Origin of the sequence: Curtobacterium sp. VKM Ac-2861 (genome assembly GCF_013204965.1) — a bacterium.
Classification (GTDB): Bacteria; Actinomycetota; Actinomycetes; order Actinomycetales; family Microbacteriaceae; genus Curtobacterium.
This window is the reverse complement of sequence record NZ_JABMLA010000003.1, coordinates 262,833-280,677: the sequence shown is the minus strand read 5'-3', so window position 1 is coordinate 280,677 and position 17,845 is coordinate 262,833. Positions and strand designations below refer to the sequence as shown.

Annotated in this window: 17 protein-coding genes; 10 read left to right on the top strand and 7 right to left on the bottom strand. The window is 72.2% G+C overall.

Going from position 1 to position 17,845, the window contains the following annotated elements; all coding sequences use genetic code 11:
• The first annotated feature begins 4 nt into the window (after positions 1-4).
• Positions 5-1,252: an FAD-binding protein gene (locus HQQ88_RS09345; protein WP_173169289.1), complete on the top strand. Its 1,248-nt coding sequence runs from the start codon at positions 5-7 to the stop codon at positions 1,250-1,252.
• 69 nt (positions 1,253-1,321) lie between these two features.
• On the opposite strand, the gene HQQ88_RS09340 is transcribed toward HQQ88_RS09345, so the two are convergent.
• A complete protein-coding gene (locus HQQ88_RS09340; protein ID WP_173169288.1) occupies positions 1,322-1,816 on the bottom strand; it encodes a 2'-5' RNA ligase family protein in 495 nt (164 codons plus the stop codon).
• A gap of 146 nt (positions 1,817-1,962) precedes the next feature.
• Here HQQ88_RS09340 and HQQ88_RS09335 point away from each other — a divergent pair, with 146 nt between their 5' ends.
• Genes HQQ88_RS09335 through HQQ88_RS09325 form a run of 3 tightly spaced genes read left to right on the top strand, consistent with a single transcriptional unit; the run spans position 1,963 to position 4,654 of the window.
• Positions 1,963-2,916 carry a MetQ/NlpA family ABC transporter substrate-binding protein gene (locus HQQ88_RS09335; protein ID WP_173169287.1) on the top strand — a complete coding sequence of 318 codons (954 nt, stop codon included), beginning with the start codon at positions 1,963-1,965 and terminating at the stop codon, positions 2,914-2,916.
• Positions 2,916-3,986, top strand: coding sequence for a methionine ABC transporter ATP-binding protein (locus tag HQQ88_RS09330; protein ID WP_173169286.1), 1,071 nt, complete (start codon positions 2,916-2,918; stop codon positions 3,984-3,986). Before HQQ88_RS09335 ends, HQQ88_RS09330 begins: the two co-directional genes overlap by 1 nt.
• Positions 3,987-4,036: 50 nt before the next feature.
• Entirely contained in the window at positions 4,037-4,654 is a 618-nt protein-coding gene (locus tag HQQ88_RS09325) for a methionine ABC transporter permease (RefSeq protein ID WP_111084480.1), read from the top strand.
• Positions 4,655-4,980: 326 nt separating this feature from the next.
• Here HQQ88_RS09325 and HQQ88_RS09320 read toward each other — a convergent pair whose 3' ends face one another.
• Positions 4,981-5,757, bottom strand: coding sequence for an endonuclease/exonuclease/phosphatase family protein (locus HQQ88_RS09320; RefSeq protein ID WP_111084345.1), 777 nt, complete (start codon positions 5,755-5,757; stop codon positions 4,981-4,983).
• 164 nt (positions 5,758-5,921) lie between these two features.
• Positions 5,922-7,331 carry an MFS transporter gene (locus tag HQQ88_RS09315; protein ID WP_200849218.1) on the bottom strand — a complete coding sequence of 470 codons (1,410 nt, stop codon included), beginning with the start codon at positions 7,329-7,331 and terminating at the stop codon, positions 5,922-5,924.
• 159 nt (positions 7,332-7,490) lie between these two features.
• On the opposite strand from HQQ88_RS09315, the gene HQQ88_RS09310 reads away from it, so the two are divergent.
• From HQQ88_RS09310 to HQQ88_RS09290, 5 genes are read left to right on the top strand one after another with little or no spacing between them, the layout of a single operon-like run.
• Positions 7,491-8,711 (top strand): alanine racemase, encoded by a 1,221-nt coding sequence (locus HQQ88_RS09310; protein WP_173169285.1) that lies wholly within the window; start codon positions 7,491-7,493, stop codon positions 8,709-8,711.
• The gene (locus HQQ88_RS09305; RefSeq protein WP_123292034.1) at positions 8,711-9,556 is read left to right on the top strand and encodes an IclR family transcriptional regulator; all 846 of its coding nucleotides are present in this window, start codon (positions 8,711-8,713) and stop codon (positions 9,554-9,556) included. Before HQQ88_RS09310 ends, HQQ88_RS09305 begins: the two co-directional genes overlap by 1 nt.
• Positions 9,553-10,530 (top strand): sugar kinase, encoded by a 978-nt coding sequence (locus tag HQQ88_RS09300; RefSeq protein ID WP_173169284.1) that lies wholly within the window; start codon positions 9,553-9,555, stop codon positions 10,528-10,530. Before HQQ88_RS09305 ends, HQQ88_RS09300 begins: the two co-directional genes overlap by 4 nt.
• A 55-nt stretch (positions 10,531-10,585) precedes the next feature.
• Positions 10,586-11,245, top strand: coding sequence for a bifunctional 4-hydroxy-2-oxoglutarate aldolase/2-dehydro-3-deoxy-phosphogluconate aldolase (locus HQQ88_RS09295; protein WP_173169283.1), 660 nt, complete (start codon positions 10,586-10,588; stop codon positions 11,243-11,245).
• Positions 11,242-12,915 carry an amidohydrolase family protein gene (locus HQQ88_RS09290; RefSeq protein ID WP_173169282.1) on the top strand — a complete coding sequence of 558 codons (1,674 nt, stop codon included), beginning with the start codon at positions 11,242-11,244 and terminating at the stop codon, positions 12,913-12,915. Before HQQ88_RS09295 ends, HQQ88_RS09290 begins: the two co-directional genes overlap by 4 nt.
• 101 nt (positions 12,916-13,016) lie before the next feature.
• Here the strand turns inward: HQQ88_RS09290 and HQQ88_RS20135 are convergent, their stop codons facing one another.
• Positions 13,017-13,418 carry a RidA family protein gene (locus HQQ88_RS20135; RefSeq protein ID WP_235035960.1) on the bottom strand — a complete coding sequence of 134 codons (402 nt, stop codon included), beginning with the start codon at positions 13,416-13,418 and terminating at the stop codon, positions 13,017-13,019.
• 226 nt (positions 13,419-13,644) lie between these two features.
• Here HQQ88_RS20135 and HQQ88_RS09280 point away from each other — a divergent pair, with 226 nt between their 5' ends.
• Positions 13,645-14,886, top strand: a complete 1,242-nt coding sequence (locus HQQ88_RS09280; RefSeq protein ID WP_173169281.1) for a hypothetical protein — start codon at positions 13,645-13,647, stop codon at positions 14,884-14,886.
• A gap of 132 nt (positions 14,887-15,018) precedes the next feature.
• On the opposite strand, the gene HQQ88_RS09275 is transcribed toward HQQ88_RS09280, so the two are convergent.
• The 3 genes from HQQ88_RS09275 to HQQ88_RS09265 form a co-directional block, all read right to left on the bottom strand.
• Entirely contained in the window at positions 15,019-15,510 is a 492-nt protein-coding gene (locus HQQ88_RS09275) for a pyridoxamine 5'-phosphate oxidase family protein (RefSeq protein WP_173169280.1), read from the bottom strand.
• A 360-nt stretch (positions 15,511-15,870) separates the two neighbouring features.
• Positions 15,871-16,500: a hypothetical protein gene (locus HQQ88_RS09270; protein ID WP_123292027.1), complete on the bottom strand. Its 630-nt coding sequence runs from the start codon at positions 16,498-16,500 to the stop codon at positions 15,871-15,873.
• Between the two features lie 149 nt (positions 16,501-16,649).
• Positions 16,650-17,759 (bottom strand): LLM class flavin-dependent oxidoreductase, encoded by a 1,110-nt coding sequence (locus HQQ88_RS09265; protein ID WP_216834442.1) that lies wholly within the window; start codon positions 17,757-17,759, stop codon positions 16,650-16,652.
• Between the last annotated feature and the right edge of the window lie 86 nt (positions 17,760-17,845).

Genomic DNA, 17,845 nt, shown 5'->3' with positions numbered 1-17,845 from the left:
CGGCATGCGGTCGACGGCGAGCGAACTGAACTGGTCCGGCACGGTCACGTACACGGCCGAGCAGGTGCTCCGACCGGGCTCGATCGACGAAGCAGCCGAGGTCGTCGCACGCTCCCCGCGGGTGCACGGGCTCGGCACCCGGCACTCGTTCAACGACTCCGCCGACGCCCCGGGTGTCCTGCTCGACCTGACCGCGATCCCCACCGACCTGGTCGTCGACCCCGACCAGCGGACGGCGACCCTCGGAGCCGGCACCCGCTACGGAGTCGTCGCTCCCGACCTCGACCGCGCCGGGTTCGCCCTGCACAACATGGGCTCGCTCCCGCACATCTCCGTCGGCGGCGCGGTCGCCACCGGCACCCACGGCTCCGGCACCACCCTCGGCTCGCTGACCACCGCGGTCCGGTCCCTCGAACTGCTCGGCCCCGACGGTTCGCTCCGGACCGTCGACCGCACCGACCCGGCGTTCCCCGGCACCGCCCTGCACCTCGGGCTGTTCGGCATCGTGACCCGGGTCACACTCGACCTCGAACCCACGTACCGGATGCGGCAGGACTCGTACGGGCCGTTCCCGTGGAGCACGTTCACCGACCACGTCGCCGCAGTCCACGCCGCCGGGTACTCGGTGTGCGCCTACACGGTGTTCGGCGACGAGATCAGCGAGGCGCTCGTGAAGTCCCGGGTCCCCGACGGCGCCGACGACACCGCCGTGCCGGACGACCTGTTCGGCGCTCCCCGGCTGCCCGGCTCCCCGGGCGACGGCCACCACACGGCGCGCGACGGCTCGGTGGGCCCCTGGTGGGACCGGCTGCCGCACTTCCCCATCGAGTCCGTGCCGAGCCACGGGTCCGAGGTGCAGAGCGAGCACTTCGTCCCGCTCCGGCACGCGGCGGCGGCGCTCGACGCCCTGCGCGGGCTGGCCGACCGCATCCAGCCGCACCTGCACGTGTGCGAGCTCAGGACGATGGCGGCCGACGACCTCTGGTTGAGCCCGACCCAGGGCGAGGACGTGCTCTGCATCGCGTTCACCTGGCAGAAGCACCCGGAGGCGGTCGCCGCGCTGCTGCCCGACCTCGAGGCGCGGCTCGCACCGTTCGACGGGCGACCGCACTGGGGCAAGATGAGCTCGCTCGACGGCGACGCGATCGCGGAGCTGTACCCGCGGGTGGCGGACGTCCGTGAGCTGATCGCACGAGCCGACCCGGACCGGACGTTCGCATCCGCGTTCGGAGAGCGGGTGCTGCGGGCCTGACCCGCGCCTCCAGTCCGACGCCCCTGCGCACCGACGCACCTGCGCTCCGGTGCCGGTCCGCAGGGCGCGTCAGCGCAGGCTGGTGACCACCTTCGCGTCCCCGTCCCAGTGCCGGAGACCGCCCACGGTGAGCACCTCGGGCAGGGGCGCGTCCGCAGCGAGGACCCGGAGCGCCGCCGGCAGGTCGACGTCGCGGATCCGTCGAGCGAGGGTGACGTGCGGCGCCCACCGACCGGGCAGCGACGAATCGACCGAGCCCGGAGCGGCGGCGTCGACCGCGCGGTGGAAGCGGGCGAGTGGCTCGTCGACGACCACACCGAGGCCGAGCACGTGCCGACCAGGCCCGGCCGGGAAGAGCAGGACACCGGCGACGCGCAGGGCCTCGGGCACCGCGACGCCGAGGTCCGTCGGGACGGGAACGGCGTCGCCGGCCACGAGGGTGACGTGCGGGTCGTTCGTGCCCGAGTGGCCGAGGCTCGGCAGCTCCGCGGCGACGAGGGTCTGCCAGAGCGCCCGGACCGCTCGGTCCGAGGGGCCGTCGAGGACGAGTTCGATGCTGCGCACGTACCGAGTGAACCAATGCACCCCGTGACGGCGATGTAACACGGCGGAACGGAACTCGCACCGGGGACGCACGCCCGTCACACTCGACTCCACGCCGCGGACCACCGCGGCTCCCCCGCACAGCACGGCCCACGAGGAGCACCAGCATGTCCGCAGCCCCCGCACTGCCCGAGAAGCCGAAGGGCAAGCGCCCGATCGGCTGGATCATCGCCGCCGTACTCGTCGTCGTGGCGATCGTCGTCGCCGTCATCGTCGGGGTCGTGCGCTCCGGTGGCGACAGCGGTGGCGCTGCCGCCGGTGACGCTGCGCCGAAGACCGTCACGATCGGTGTCTCGGACAAGTCGCTGCCCTACTGGAACACGTACGTGAAGGCCGCCAAGGAGCAGCTCAACGTCACCGTGAAGCTCCAGAACTTCTCGGACTACTCGCTGCCGAACCCTGCGCTCAAGGACGAGCAGATCGACATCAACCAGTTCCAGCACATCCAGTACCTGGCGAACTACAACGTCACCTCGGACGACGACCTGCAACCGATCGGCGCGACGGCCGTCTACCCGCTGCCGCTGTACTCGACGAAGGTCTCCGACGTCGCGGACTTCGAGGACGGCGCGAAGGTCGCGATCCCGAACGACGCCATCAACGAGGCCCGTGCGCTCCTGGTCCTGCAGGCCGCTGACCTGCTCGAGCTCAAGGACGGCGGCAACGCCTTCTCGACCACGGCCGACATCACCTCGCACAAGGTCGACGTGCAGACGCTCGACGCCTCGCAGACCGCGAACGCCCTGCAGCAGGGCTCCGTCGAGGGCGCGATCGTCAACGTGAACTACGCCACCTCGGCCGGGCTCGACACCAAGGACGCGATCTTCCAAGACGACCCGAAGAGCGCCTCCGCCGCCCCGTACGTGAACGTCTTCGCCGTCCGCGACGCCGACAAGACCAACAAGACGTACCTCGACCTGGCGAAGCTGTTCCAGGACGACGCCGTGCAGAAGGTCTTCGCGAAGGACTACCCGGACGCCGTCCCGAGCGACGAGAGCGCCGCGTCGCTGCAGAAGGAGCTCACCACGGTCGAGTCCGACGCGAAGGCGGCAGCGGAGTAGTGCCGGTCCTCGTCGAACTCCGCGGGGTCTCGAAGCACTACCGCCGCGCCGACACCGGCGAGACCGTGGTGGCCGTCGAGGACGTCTCCCTGGACGTGCACCAGGGAGAGGTCCTCGGCGTCATCGGGTACTCCGGTGCCGGCAAGTCCACCCTGGTCCGTCTGGTGAACGCCCTCGAGCTGCCCAGCTCCGGGACCGTCACCGTGGCGGGCAAGGAACTGACGGCGATCCCCGAGCGAGACCGGCGTCTGGCGCGTCGCAACATCGGGATGATCTTCCAGCAGTTCAACCTGTTCCGGTCCCGCACCATCGCCGGCAACGTCGCGTACCCGCTCAAGGTCGCCGGTGTGCCGAAGGAGGAGCGGGACCGTCGCGTGGCCGAGCTGCTCGACTTCGTCGGGCTCCTCGAGCGCGCCCACGCCTACCCGGAGCAGCTGTCCGGCGGTCAGAAGCAGCGCGTCGGCATCGCGCGGGCCCTCGCGGCGTCGCCCGACCTGCTGCTCGCCGACGAGGCCACCAGCGCCCTCGACCCGGAGACCACGTCCGAGGTGCTCGGGCTGCTCCGCCGGGTGAACAAGGAACTCGGCGTCACGATCATCGTCATCACGCACGAGATGGACGCCGTCCGGCAGATCGCCGACCGCGTCGCCGTGATGGAGCAGGGTCGCGTCGTCGAGGTCGGGGACGTCTACGACGTGTTCTCCGCGCCGAAGACGGGCGCTGCGCAGCGGTTCGTCCGCACCGCGCTGCACGACCGCCCCTCGGTCGACACGCTCGCTCGCCTGCGCGAACGTCACCCCGGTCGTCTGGTGACCGTGCAGATCACCGACGAGGCCGGGCTGCAGAACCGGATCGACGCGGTGTTCCGCTCCGCTGGGGTCACCGCCGAGCTCGTGTACGGCGGGGTCGGCGAGATCCGCGAGCGCCGGATCGGTTCGCTCACGTACGAGCTGACGGCCGGCGGGGTCGCCGACGCCGGTGCTGGTGCTGGTGCACCGGACGCCATCGACCGCGCCGTCGCCGCCCTGCGCGCCGACGGGGTCACGACCGACGAGGAGGCAGCAGCGTGAACAACTCGTTCCAGAGCGTGATCGACACGTTCGACGTCTTCCTCGCCGCCATGCGCGACACCATCGTCATGTCGCTCGTGTCGCTCGTCATCGCCGGCGTCATCGGGCTCGCCCTCGGGCTGCTGCTCTACGCGACCCGGCCGGGCAACCTGCTCGGCAACCGCACCGCGTACACGATCATCAACGTCGTCGTGAACCTGGTCCGGCCGATCCCGTTCGTGATCTTCCTCGCCGCGATCGCCCCGCTGTCGCGCGTCGTGGTGCAGACCACGATCGGCGTGCCCGCGGTGACCTTCGCGATCTCGTTGGCAGCGGCCTTCGCGGTGTCGCGCATCGTCGAGCAGAACCTGCTCGCGGTCGACCCCGGCGTCGTCGAGGCGGCTCGCGCATCGGGTGCGCACCCGATCTCGATCCTGCTGACCGTCCTGATCCCCGAGGGCCTCGGGCCGCTCATCCTCGGCTACACGTTCATCTACATCGGCATCGTCGACATGACGGCACAGGGTGCGTTGATCGGTGGCGGTGGACTCGGTGAGTACGCGATCACCTACGGATCGCAGCGGTACGACTGGTGGATCGTGTACGTGTCGGTGGCGGCGATCGTCGTCATCGTGCAGCTCGGCCAGTTCGTCGGCAACCGGCTGGCGCGCGCGACCCTGCGTCGCTGACGGATCGCGACTCCCCGCTCACGTCCGCCGAGTGGTCACGACGTGTCGCTCGGCGGAACGCTGGCCGACAGTTCGTGACCACGCGACGGCGGGCGCGGCGCGTTTCGCCGCCTCGCCACGTGCTGTGGCCGCAACCGACTGGAGGCCCGGCGCCGGTACACGAGACCGGCACCGGGCCTCCAGTGCGTTGCCGGCTCCACCGGCGCGCCCAGCGTCGCCCGCCGAGCAGTCACGACTTCTCGCCGTCGCCCGCGGAGTGGTCACGACGTGTCGTCTGCCGGACCGCCGGCCGACACTTGCTGACCAGTCGACGACATGCCCGCGGGTCAGGCGGCCGGGGACTCCACGGTCTCGATCGTGCCGGTCGCGCCGGGGTGCTCGTAGTGCGCGCGCACCAGGATCGGACGGTGGTCGGAGATGCCCGCCGGCAGGGTCTCGACGCCGGCGATGTGCAGCCCGACGCTCGTCGCGAAGTCGAAGTGGCCCGTGAACTTGCGGTAGCGCAGGTACGTCGGCTGGTCGGACAGCGACAGTGCGAACCCGCCCTGCTCGATCTTCCGACGCAGGTTCGTCTGGAACCAGGGGTAGTTGAAGTCGCCGACCATGACCGCGGGGACGTCCTTCGCGAGCTCGCGAAGGAACTGGTGCGCCGCCTCGATCTGCTTGCGGCGCAGGGAGTTCGTCGCGGTCAGCGGTGAGGCGTGGAACGAGGCGACGACGACCTCGGCGTCGGCCTCGGTGTCGCGCAGGTGCATCGCGATGAGCCGTTCGTGCGCGGGTGCGAGGACCCGGTCGTGCAGGGACTTCTGCAGCGAGTGGATGCTGAAGTCCTGCACCTCGAAGCGGTCGTCGCGCTTGTAGATGGCGAGCCCGAGGCGGTTCGTGCGGGTCGACGCGGCGAGCGAGAGCCCACCGATCGACGGGGCCAGGTCGTTGCTGTCGCACTCCTGCACGCAGAGGACGTCGGCGTCGGAGGCCTCAGCCAGGGCGGCGAGTTCACCGTTCGCAGTGTGCTCCCGGAGGTTGTAGCTGACGACCCGGAGGGCAGTGGGCGGCACGCCTGCGTCGGTGGCGATCGTGCTCTGCTGTTCTGGCGCGGCCATGCTGCCTTCCTGTCCGGGTGGTCCGGGTCACCCTGCCGCGGCAACCGTACTCGGCGTTCGCAAACGGATGCTGAGACTGTAACGCCTGTCGGGTTTCGCGCGTGTGACCGTGACGGAAACGGACAGTCGCGGGCCGCGCGCAGGGCTGCGTGGAACCGCCCGGGTCAGGCGCGGACCCGGCGGGCGGGTCGGACGGTGTCCCCCGCTGTGCGGCTCATCAGGATGCCCTCGACGCACGCGACGGCGAGCAACGCCGCGATGACCCAGAACGCGACGGAGTACGGGCCGTCGCCACCGAGCCCGCCGGCCGCGCGGATCACGACCGCGGCGACGGCGACGCCGAACCCGGCGGCGGTCTGCTGCAGCGTCGACGAGAGCGTGTTGGCCGGGGTCATGTCGGCCTGCTCGACGTCGGCGAAGGCGATGGTGTTGTACGCCGTGAAGCCGACGGAGCGGGCGGCGCCGCTGACGACGAGCAGGACCGCGAGCAGCCAGAACGGGGTGTCCTCGGTCATGAACGCCATCGCGACGACGGTCAGCGCCGCGATCGCACTCGACACGATGATCACCGGGCGGTAGCCGAACCAGCGCAGGAACGGCGTCGTCATCGGCTTGATGCCGAGGTTGCCGACGAAGACCCACAGCACGGCGGACCCGGCGAGCACGGCGCTCCAGCCCCAGGCGTCCTGGAACAGCAGTGGGAGCACGAACGGCACCGCGGAGACCGCGAGGCGGAACAGGCTGCCGCCGGCGTGCGACACCCGGAACGTCTCGAGCCGGAACGCCTCGAGCCCCATGATCGGGTGCGGTGCCCGGCGGAAGTGCCGGATCGCGAACCAGCAGCAGACGGCGCCGACGACACCGGACACCACGACGGCCAGGACCGGGATGACGTCGAGCGCGAGCAGCGACGCCATCACGACGAGCGACCCGAGGCCGAAGCACGCGAGCAGCGACCCGAACCAGTCGAACGGCACACGCTGCGCGGCGCGCTCCTGCGGGACGAGCACGAGCGCGGCGACGAACGCGATGACGCCGAGCGGGATGTTGATCAGGAAGATCCAGTGCCACGTCAGGGTGTCGACGAGCACGCCGCCGATGAACGGGGCGATGATCGGCGCGGCGAGGGCGGGCCAGGTGAGGATCGCGATGGCCGTGACGAGCTGCTCGCGACCGGCGCTCCGGAGCACCACGAGCCGGCCGACGGGCACCATGAGCGCACCGCCGAGCCCTTGCAGGATGCGCCAGAGCGTCAGGTCGACGAGGCCGGTCGACATCGCGCAGAGTGCCGATGCGATCGTGAAGAGCGCGATCGCGCCCGCGAAGACGGTGCGGGACCCGATCCGGTCGGTGAGCCAGCCGGACACGGGGATGAAGACCGCCAGGGTGACCAGGTACGCGGTGATCGCGACGCCCACCGCGGCCGAGTCGACGCCGAGGTCGCGTCCCATCGCGGGCGCTGCGGTCGCCAGGATCGTGCCGTCGAGGAGCTCCATGAAGAAGGTCCCCGCCACGAGCACGGCGACCGCCGTGCTGCCCGTCCGCCGTCTGGGTGTCGTCATCGTCGTCGCCATGTCGCGTCAAAGGCTATGCCCGGTGCCGGGTCGCGGGGGGATCGTGTCAGGAGGTTCCGCGATCGTGTTGTGCATTGCAGAATGATGCGCACCAGCGCGTTGCCCTGCGGGTCCGCCGAGCGGGAGCGTGGAGGCTGCGCGACGACAGGAGGCTCACCGATGACCGACGCCGACACGACGACCGGGACCGTGACCACGAAGGGCGCCTGGGACCCGGCAGCGGGCACTCCGCACCACGTCCTCGACCGCGCCCACCTGCCCGTGATGACCCTGCGCGAGTCCGCCCTGGCGAACAACACCGCCGTCATGCAGGCCTACGTCGACCGCCACGGGCTGCTCTTCGCACCGCACATGAAGACGCACATGGCACCCGACCTCGCCGCGCGGCAGATCGACGCCGGAGCGTGGGGTGTGACGGTCGCGTCCGTCCAGCAGGCGATGGTCGCGTGGGAGCACGGCGTGCACCGGATCTTGGTCGCGAACGAGGTCCTCGACCCCGCCGGCCTCGCCTGGCTCGCGTCGCGACGCACGGTCGACCCGGACGCCGACGTCCTCTGCTACGTCGACTCCGCCGCGGGCGTCACCGCCGCCGTCGCCGCGCAGGGCACCGTCGCCGGCGAGCTGCACGTCCTGGTCGAGCTCGGGTTCCCGGGCGGGCGCACCGGGGTCCGCTCCCCCGACGACGCGCGTGCCCTCGCGCTGCTCGCCCACGACGCCGGGCTCGTGCTCCGCGGTGTCTCCGGGTACGAGGGCGGGCTGCCCGGCGTCGACGCTGCCCGCGAGTACGTCGCCGGCGTGCTCGACGTCGCCGAGGACGTCCGCGGGCTCGTCGACGGTCGCGGGCTCCTCAGCATGGGCGGCAGCGCCTGGTTCGACGCCGTCGTGGACGCCGTGGCGCACCGCACCGACGACCTCGACGTGCTGCTGCGGTCGGGTGCGTACCTGACCCACGACGACGGCTTCTACGCCGAGCGCACGCCCTTCGGCCGGCACCCGGCCGAGGGGTCGCTCATCGCCGCGATCGAGGTCTGGGGACGCGTGACGTCCTGCCCGGAGCCCGGACTCGCGTTCGTCGCCGTGGGCAAGCGCGACATCTCCTTCGACGAAGGGCTGCCGGTGGTGCGGTCGGTACGGCCGACCCTGCCAGGAGGCCCGGCGGGCGCCCCACAGGTCGTCCCGCCGCCCGGGGCGGTCACCGTCACCCGCCTCGACGACCAGCACTGCTACCTCGCGCTGGCGGACGGCGCCCCCGAGCTGACGCCCGGCGACGTCGTCGTGTTCGGCATCTCGCACCCCTGCACGGTGTTCGACAAGTGGCGGCAGGTGCACGTCCTCGCCGACGACGACACCGTGCTCCGGACGATCGCGACGTGGTTCTGATGCGCGCGACCACCGCGGCCCCGGTGCCGACGGACGGCGACGGGCCCGCCCGGAACGCCGCACTGTCCCTGCGTCGCGGGCTCCGCCTGCTCGACTGCATCGCCGACCGGACCCGCAGCGGCGCGGTGTCCGTCAGCCTGTCCGTGCTGGCCGCCGAGCTCGGCGCCTCGAAGTCGACGGTGCTGCGCCTGACGGCCCCGATGCTCGAGAACGACCTGCTGCGCCGCACCCCGGACGCCGGGTTCACGCTCGGCCTCGGCGCCCTGCTGCTCGGGCAGAGCTACCTCGAGGGGATCGACCTGCGCTCCGCCGCCGCACCGTTCCTGCGTCGGACGGCGGAGCAGACCGGGCTGACGTGCCACCTCGTCGTGCCGGACGGCACCGACATCGTCTACGTCGACAAGGTCGAGACCCGCGGCACCGTCCGCATGGGCTCCCGGATCGGGAACCGCCTGCCGATGCGGAACACGGCGTCCGGCAAGGCGATCGTCGCGTTCGGTGAACCGGAGCTGCTCGACCGGGTGCTCGCCGAGCCGGCCCAGGTCATGACGGAGCACACCATCACCGACGACGACCGGTGGCGGCACGAGGTCGACCGCACGCACGGACGGGGGTACGGCATCGACGACCGCGAGAACGAGCCGGACATCCGGTGCGTCGCCGCCCCGGTGTTCGACCACGCGAACCAGGTGGTCGGCGCGATGAGCATCTCCGGGCTGGCCTCGCGGTTCCCCGCAGCGGCGGTCCGCGAACTCGGCGACGGCGTCGTTCGGACCGCCCACGAGATCTCCGTCGCGCTCGGGTCCTCGTCGGCGCAGCTCGCCCTCGCGCGGGGTGCCCGGTGACCGGCTCGGTGCTGACGTTCGGCGAGACGATGCTGCTCCTGACCGGGCGCGACGTCGGCGCGGTGCCGGACCTGGAGCACATGCGGGTGGACACCGGCGGCGCGGAGAGCAACGTCGCGATCGGCCTGGTCCGCGCCGGGGTGCCGGCCACGTGGATCGGTCGGGTCGGCACGGACCCCGCCGGCGACCGGGTCGCCGCCGACATCGGTGGGGAGGGCGTCGACGTCCTCGCGGTCCCCGACGCCGAGCGATCCACCGGCATCATGATGAAGGAGCGGCTGCTCGACGGCCGCACCCGGGTGACCTACCACCGCCGTGGTTCGGCCGGCTCGGCGTTGGCCGCGACGGACCTGCCCGGCAGCGTCGTCGAGACCGCTGCGCTCGTGCACGTCACCGGGATCACCCTCGCGCTCTCCGAGTCCGCACACGACACCGTGACCGCAGCGCTCGACCGGGCCGCCGCCGCCGGTGTGCCGGTGTCGTTCGACGTCAACCACCGGCCGAAGCTCATCGGCGCCGACGCTGCACGAGACCGGTACCGAGCCGTCGCAGCACGGTCCGCCGTGGTGTTCGCCGGCGACGACGAGGCCCGACTCGTGCTCAACCGCGACGAACAGGACGACGACGAGGAGTCACTCGCGCACGACCTCGCCGCACTGGCACGGGGCCGCGCGGTCGTGAAGCTCGGCTCTCGCGGCGCCGTGGCGTCGATCGACGGCGTGTTCGTCCGTCGGCCCGCGACCCCGGTGCGCGTCGTCGACCCGGTCGGTGCCGGTGACGCGTTCGTCGCGGGCTGGCTCGCGGCGAGCATGGGCGGAGCGGACGCCGCCGAGGCGCTCGACCGGGCCGCCGACGCCGGCGCCCTCGCCTGCACCGTCGAGAGCGACTGGCGCCGACCGGACCCGGCCGCGTTGCACCACGCCCCGGACCCGTCGGACACCGACCACACCGTGCACGACCACGTCGACCGCTGACACCGCGTCCGCCGACACCGTGTCTGCCGAACACCACCACTCGAGGAAGCGCACCATGACGAACGACACCACGAGCACCGAGCAGCACGCCGGCGCACGGCACCGCCACCAGGCCGGACCGGCGATCGCGATCCTCCGCGGCGGCACCGGCGACCACGTCGAGGACGTCATCGCCACCCTGGTCGAGTCCGGCGTGACGGCGATCGAGATCACCACGAACACCCCACGCTGGCGCGAGGGCATCGCGTGGGCGGTCGAGCGGTACGGTTCCGCGGCCTCCATCGGCGTCGGCACGGTGCTCGACGTCCGCCAGCTCGACGAGGCCGCTGCGGCCGGTGCCTCGTTCGCCGTCAGTCCCCACCTCGACGCCGAACTCGGCGAGCGCGCGCACGAGCGTGGCCTCGGCTGGTACCCCGGTGCCGCGACCCCGACCGAGATCGTCCACGCGTGGCGGCTCGGAGCCCGCGCGGTGAAGGTCTTCCCGGCGGCGCAGCTCGGCGGCCCCGCGTTCCTGAAGCAGGTCCTGGCACCGCTCGACTTCGTCGACGTCATCCCGACCGGGGGCATCGGGGTCGACGACGCCCCGGTCTACCTGGCCGCCGGTGCGGTCGCCGTCGGACTCGGGTCCCCGCTCGTCGGCGACGCGCTGACCTCGGGCGACCTCGACGCCCTGCGGGAGCGGGCCGGCCGGCTCGTCGCGGCGCTCGACCGATGACCACCGGCGATCCCGAGCACCTGACGGGCTCCGAGCAGCCCACCGGCGAGCAGTCCGCCGGCGGCGTCGTCCTGCTGCGCGGCGGGTCGGTCCTCGGTGCGGACGGGGCCCCGGTGCGCGCCGACGTCCTCGTCACCGACGCCGTCATCCGCGCCGTCGGTGCCGACCTGGACGCCCCTGCCGACGCGCACGTGATCGACTGCGACGGACGACTGGTGCTGCCGAGCTTCGTGGACGCGCACTCGCACGCCGGGTCGCTCGTGTTCGACGAGGGCGTGCAGCTCGCGCTCCTGCGCCAGGGTGTGACCACGATCGTGACCGGACAGGACGGCGTCGGACCGGCGCCGGGTGACGGTTCGTACGCCGACACGTACTTCGCCGCCATCGACGGCCCGCACCCGACGTACCGCGGTGGCGGGGTCGACGGCCTGCTGACGACCTACGACGGAACGACCCCGATCAACGTCGCGACGCTCGTGCCCGCCGGCACGGTCCGGCACGAGGTCATGGGCTACGACCCCGGGCCGGCGGACAGCGCGCAGCTGGCCGCGATGCGGGAGCTCGTGCGCGACGGCCTCGCGGACGGTGCGGTCGGCCTGGCGACGGGGCTCGACTACGTCCCCGGCCTGTTCGCCGGCACTGCAGAACTCGCTGCGCTCTGCACCGAGGTCGCTGCCGTCGACGGCCTCTACGTGTCACACATGCGCGGTGGTTACGAGGGGAACGCCCGCGCCGGCCTCGACGAGATCGCCGACATCGTCCGCGCGTCGGGCGTCCGCGCACACGTCTCCCACCTGCACGCGCCCGTCGACCTCGCGGTGACGGCACTGGCCGAACTCGAGGCCGAGGGCGCCCCGATGTCGTTCGACGCCTACCCGTACTCGCGCGGCTGCACGATCCTGTCGATGCTGCTGCTGCCCGCGGCCCTCGCCCGCCCCGGCACCGAGGACCTCGCCCACGCGATCGCCGACGACGAGGGTCGTGCCGCGGTCCGGGCGGCCGTGCTCGACCGCGTGCTGTCCCGCGCCGACCTCGGCACTGGCTGGGCGGAGCAGATCACGCTGTCGCACGTGCCCGCCGCCGAGTTCCACGCGCTGCAGGGCCGCACCCTCGCCGACGCCGCCGAGGCGACCGGGACGGATCCGGTGGACCTGGCCATCGACGTCCTGGTCGACTCGGCACTGCAGGTCACCGCCGTGATGCGCGTGCCCCGTCCCCGGACTGCCGACGACCTGGCGCCGCTCTTCCGACTGCCCGGGCACACGGCCGGTTCCGACGGCATCTTCGTGGGCACCCACCCGCACCCACGCGCGTACGGCACGTTCGCACGCTACCTGCAGGACTTCGCCCGCACGGGGCTCCTGACGTGGCTCGAGGCCTCGCGGCACCTGTCCGCCACTGCGGTCGAGCGACTCGGTCTCGGTCGACGGGGCGCAGTCACCGTCGGGGCGGTCGCCGACCTGGTGGTCGTGGATCCCGATCGGGTCGCGGCGCGGTCGTCCTACGACGAACCGATGCGCCTGGCCGAGGGCATCGACGACGTCCTCGTCGCCGGCGTCCCCGTGCTGGCCGAAGGCGCCCTGACGCACGCGACCCCCGGTGCCGGGCTGCGTCGCCACCCGGGTCGGATCGACCACGGGCAGGGAGCAGCGGGCACCGGGGGTCGGTGACCCAGCACGGCCGGTGACGCAGCACCGCCGGTGACGCAGCACGGTCAGCGACGCAGCACGGTGCCGCGGCTCGGTGAGGCTTCACACAGCCTGCGCCGACGTCACGAAGCGCTCGGCAGCACCGCCACGACGTCGATCTCGACCAGGATGTTCGCCAGGTGCGACTGCACGGTGGTGCGGACCGGGTACGGCTGCGAGAAGTGCTTCGCGTACTCCTCGTTGAAGGCCGGGAAGTCGCGGTCGGAGTGCTCGAGGTGCACCGTGGACTTCACGACGTCGTCGAGGGTGGCACCGTGCTCGGCCAGGACCGCTGCGACGTTGGCCAGCACCTGCGCGGTCTGACCGGCCACGTCGTCGGCGATCGCACCCGTGGCGGGGTCCTGCGGGCCGAACCCGGCGGTGTAGATGAAGCCGTTGGCGACGATGCCCTGGCTGTAGGGCCCGGCGGGCTTCGGGGCGTTGTCGGTCACGATGGCGGTCTTCGGCGCGGTGGGGTTCGGCACGGTTGCTCCTGTGGTTCGTCGGTCGTGGGCGGACTCCAGGCTAGGCGGAAGGCCGCCTCGAGAGCCGACCACGCACCCGACCGATTCCGCATTGCAGAACGCAGGGCGGGCCTCCCGTCCGGGGTGCCGCACCGACCACCCAGGTGGAGGGCGACTACCCTGGCTGGGTGCCGTCCTCCCTGCCCGAACGCCGCCGAGCGCGCACGGGCTCGCGCCGAGCACGCGCATGAGCCGGCTCGACGGCGCGGTCACCGGGACCGCCGCGACCGGACGGCGCCGCGCACTCGACACCGTGACCTCCCTGCCGGCGTGGGCAGCCGTGCTGCTCGTCTGGACCGGCGGCCGGATCGTGTCGACGCTGTGGCTGGCACTCGCGTACCCGCTCATCGGACGGGCGATGCCGGACAACGCCATCTGGGGCAACGGGCACGGCTTCACGGCGTTCCTCACCGCCTGGGACGGCCAGTACTACGAGCAGATCTCGCTGCACGGGTACCCCGACGTGCTGCCGCTGGACGCCGTCGGCAACGTGGCGCAGAACGCCTGGGCCTTCCTGCCGGCGTTCCCGTTCACGATCCGGATGCTCACCGCCTCGACCGGGCTTCCGTTCACCGTCGGTGCCCCGCTCATCTCCGTGCTGGCCGGTCTGCTGGCGACCTACCTGCTGCACCGCCTGGTCCGTGACCGTGCGGGCAACGCCGCCGCGATGTGGGCGGTCTTCTTCTTCACGTGCGGGCCGCTGTCGTTCCTGCTGCAGGTCGGGTACGCGGAGAGCATGTTCCTCGCGCTCACGTTCGGCGCGCTGCTCGCCCTGGAGCGTCGCCGGTACGGGCTGCTCACCGTGCTCGGGGTCGCCGCTGCCTTCACCCGTCCGGGTGCGTTGGCCGTCCCGCTCGTGCTCGGGGTCATCGCCCTGGTGCGGTGGGTCCGGGCTCGCCGTGAGACCGGGCGGGTGCTCGACACCTTCCCGCTCCGCGAGCAGCTGCAGGTCGTGGCCGCCGGTGCCGTGATGGTGGTGGCGGGTCTCGCGTGGCCGGTCATCGCGTCGCACGTGACCGGCACGCCGAACGCCTACCTCGAGACCGAGATGTCGTGGTGGGTGAACTTCATCGGCCGCGTGGACTTCGTGCCCTTGTCGCCGTGGTTCCTCATCGCCGGGCGCTGGCTCGGCGTCGGCGGGGTCCTGATCGTGGTGTTCCTGCTCGTCGGGTTCCCGATTTGGCTGCTCCGCCGGTCGACGAAGCGGCTCGGGTCGACCACCGTGTTGTACTCGGCCGCCTACGCGCTCTACATCTTCGCGGTGTCGCTGCCGATGGCCTCGACCCCGCGGCTGCTCATGCCCCTGGCGCCGTTGTTCGGCTCGCCGGAGCTCGTCGCGAAGCCGTGGATGCGGTGGACGTTCGTCACCGCGGCGCTGGCCGGGCAGCCGGTGCTCGTCGCGGTGCTCTGGCTGCTCGGGCCTCCGTAGCGAGGACGGGGACGCCGGCAGCGGCCCGACGACAGCTCCGACTCCGAACGACGACACCGACGTCGTACGACATCGGTCCCGTCGTTCGGAGTCGGTTCGAGCCGAGCCGCGTCGGATCGCCCCTTCCCGCCCCTACAGCTCGACGGTCCCGTGGTCCCCGGTGTCCGGCTGGCTCTGCTTGCCGAGTGCGGCCTTGAGCGTCTGCACGAGGCTGCCGACCGGGCCGGTGTCCTGCGTCCAGTACTCGACCGAGTCGCCCGACACGGTGAGGAGTCGGATCGAGGGGTCGCCGCGGCCGTCCGGGAACCAGGCCTCGGCGAACGGCGACCACAGCTCGTCGATCACGGCACTGTCCTGCGTCACCGTGGCGGTGCCGGCGATGGACAGGTAGCCACCCTGCGACTCGATGGAGACGTTGACGTGCGGGTTCCTGGCGATGTCGTCGACCTTCTCGCTGCCGTCCTGCACCAGGAAGCGGAGGGTCCCGTTGAACGCCTTGTCCTGCACGGCGAGGGGCCGGGCGTGCAGCTGGCCGTCCTCGCTCACCGTCGTCAACAGGGCCGTGTGGGCGCCGTGGACGATGTCCGAGATGGCGGCGCGCTGGTCGGTCTGCGTGTCGGTCATGATGCTCCTTTGCGTCGTGCGCCCCACCCGTCCCGACGTTCGACCGCGGGTCCGGCGGGGCCGTACCGTTCCCGCCAGTGTGCCCCTCGACGCTGGGCGCGTCCGGCACACGGCAGCACCACCCCGACCGGGAGGCCCGCGCCGACTCCCCCGGACACGTCCGGCCACGCAGGTGGCCGGTCCGCAGTGCCCGCACCCGGTCCGGCGCGCTCCATGCGTCCGCACACAGCGACACTCCACCAGTCGATCACCGCGTGCATCGTCGGAACATGCACACGCACCGGATGCATGCGCAACGAGCGACACTCCACGAGTCGATCCGGTGGTGGATCGACGGAAGATGCACCCGTACGGAACGCGTCAGGCGGGTTCGCGGATGGTGGTCTCGACGTCGACGACCTGCGGCACCCGCGGCATCGACGCGAAGCCGAAAGCCACGGGCGGGTCGAGCGGGGCCAGGGTGCCGAGGGGCTCCCCCGCCCAGGTCCCGCGCACGCCGGTGACGTCGTGCGCCCCGGTCACGCCGTAGTACTCGCGGCGGCCGTTCCCCGCCGAGCCGGCGGTGCCGGATCCGGGCGCGACGAGCCGGGCGATCGGGTCGATCGCGGCGAGCCACCGCGGGTCGCGGGCGATCGGCTTCGGCACGACGCGCAGCACCCGGCCGAGCGGAGAGATCGTACCGACGTCGACCGAGACCTGCAGGGCGCCGGCGTCGAGCTCCAGGCCACGGGCCGTCCGTCGCGCCCGGACGTCGACCACGGACACCGTGTCGAACCGGTAGGTGCCGGAGACGTAGGCGGCGACGATCTCGTCCGGCGCGAGTAGCACGCTGGTGCCGTCGGGTAGCTCGAGGAACACGTCGGTGAACGCCCCGAACGGCGAGCGGTCCCACATCCCGACGACGATCCGGACGCCCGAGGTGGTGCCGACGCCCATGATCCGGCCGCGGAACCGGCGCTCGACGGGAGGTGTGCTGGGGCGTGACGGCATGCCGTGGACCGTACCCGGCGCGCCCGTGAGCCGGACCGACGGAGCCGACCCGCGCCTCCCGGCCGACGGGTGCGCCAAAGCGACAGATCACCGCGAACGTTCCGCGGCGATCTGTCGCTTTCGTGGGGTAGGCCCGCCGGGGTGATCGCCTACGGGACGGGGACGGGCTCGGCGAGCAGCTCGCGCACACGGGGCGCGACCTGGGTGCCGTACAGCTCGATGGACCGCAGCATGTCCTCGTGCGGCAGGCGACCGGTCGCGTACCGCATGTCGAACCGCGAGGCGCCGAGGATCCGCATGTTCCGGGCGATCTTCCGCGCCACGGTCTCCGGCGACCCGACGTACAGCGAGCCACCGGCGGACAGGCCCGCGTGGTAGCCGGCGACGTCGAGGGGCGGCCAGCCGCGCTCCCGGCCGAGCTGGTCGGTGACGGCCTTGTGGTACGGCCAGTACCGCTCGGCGGCTTCCTCGTCGGTCGCCGCGACGAAGCCCGGCGAGTGCATCGCGATGGGCTGCTGCGGCAGGTCGAGCTGAGCGAGCGCCTGACGGTACAGCCGCGAGAACGGGGCGAACTGCGCCGGCTGCCCGCCGATGATGGCGAGGAACAGCGGCAGGCCGTACGACGCCGCACGGATCACCGACTGCGGGGAACCGCCGACGCCGATCCAGGTGGGGATGGCGCCGTGCTCGAGCTTCGGGAAGACGTCCTGGTCGACCAGGCTCGCGCGCTTCGTGCCGGACCAGGTGACGGCGTCGCCGCCGCGCAGGGCCGCCCAGAGCTGCAGCTTCTCCTCGAACAGGACCTCGTAGTCGGAGAGCTCGTGGCCGAACAGCGGGAACGACTCGGTGAAGGAACCGCGCCCGAGGATGACCTCGGCACGGCCGTCCGAGATCGCGTCGACGGTGGCGAAGCGCTCGTAGACGCGCACGGGGTCGTCGGACGACAGCACCGTGACGGCGGAGCCCATCCGGATGCGGGAGGTCGAGGCGGCGATCGCGGCGAGGACGACCTCGGGGGCGCTCACCACGAAGTCGGCGCGGTGGTGCTCGCCGACGCCGATGAAGTCGATGCCGACCTGGTCGGCGAGGACGGCCTGGGCGACGACGTCGCGGATGCTCTGCGCGTCGGACTTGAGGCTGCCGTCGGCGAGTTCGGTGACGTCGCCGAAGGTGTCGATGCCGAGCTCCACGCGTCCGATCCGCTCGGGTGCGGGCGGCGGGACGTCCGAGGGGCGGTCGGTGCCGAATGCGTTGCTCATGGTTCCTCCTGGTCGCACTTCCATGCGTTTGCATCAAAATAGCACGATCGGGCCGCCAGGGCCAGGCCGGCGGGCCGGCACGGCCA

Excerpts from the sequence above, each read along its gene's own strand:
- HQQ88_RS09345 (WP_173169289.1), top strand. The coding sequence starts at position 5 with ATGCGGTCGACGGCGAGCGAACTGAACTGGTCCGGCACGGTCACGTAC.
- HQQ88_RS09335 (WP_173169287.1), top strand. The coding sequence starts at position 1,963 with ATGTCCGCAGCCCCCGCACTGCCCGAGAAGCCGAAGGGCAAGCGCCCG.
- HQQ88_RS09325 (WP_111084480.1), top strand. The coding sequence starts at position 4,037 with ATGCGCGACACCATCGTCATGTCGCTCGTGTCGCTCGTCATCGCCGGC.
- HQQ88_RS09320 (WP_111084345.1), bottom strand. The coding sequence starts at position 5,757 with ATGGCCGCGCCAGAACAGCAGAGCACGATCGCCACCGACGCAGGCGTG.
- HQQ88_RS09315 (WP_200849218.1), bottom strand. The coding sequence starts at position 7,331 with ATGGCGACGACGATGACGACACCCAGACGGCGGACGGGCAGCACGGCG.
- HQQ88_RS09310 (WP_173169285.1), top strand. The coding sequence starts at position 7,491 with ATGACCGACGCCGACACGACGACCGGGACCGTGACCACGAAGGGCGCC.
- HQQ88_RS09305 (WP_123292034.1), top strand. The coding sequence starts at position 8,711 with ATGCGCGCGACCACCGCGGCCCCGGTGCCGACGGACGGCGACGGGCCC.
- HQQ88_RS09295 (WP_173169283.1), top strand. The coding sequence starts at position 10,586 with ATGACGAACGACACCACGAGCACCGAGCAGCACGCCGGCGCACGGCAC.
- HQQ88_RS09290 (WP_173169282.1), top strand. The coding sequence starts at position 11,242 with ATGACCACCGGCGATCCCGAGCACCTGACGGGCTCCGAGCAGCCCACC.
- HQQ88_RS09280 (WP_173169281.1), top strand. The coding sequence starts at position 13,645 with ATGAGCCGGCTCGACGGCGCGGTCACCGGGACCGCCGCGACCGGACGG.
- HQQ88_RS09275 (WP_173169280.1), bottom strand. The coding sequence starts at position 15,510 with ATGACCGACACGCAGACCGACCAGCGCGCCGCCATCTCGGACATCGTC.
- HQQ88_RS09270 (WP_123292027.1), bottom strand. The coding sequence starts at position 16,500 with ATGCCGTCACGCCCCAGCACACCTCCCGTCGAGCGCCGGTTCCGCGGC.
- HQQ88_RS09265 (WP_216834442.1), bottom strand. The coding sequence starts at position 17,759 with ATGAGCAACGCATTCGGCACCGACCGCCCCTCGGACGTCCCGCCGCCC.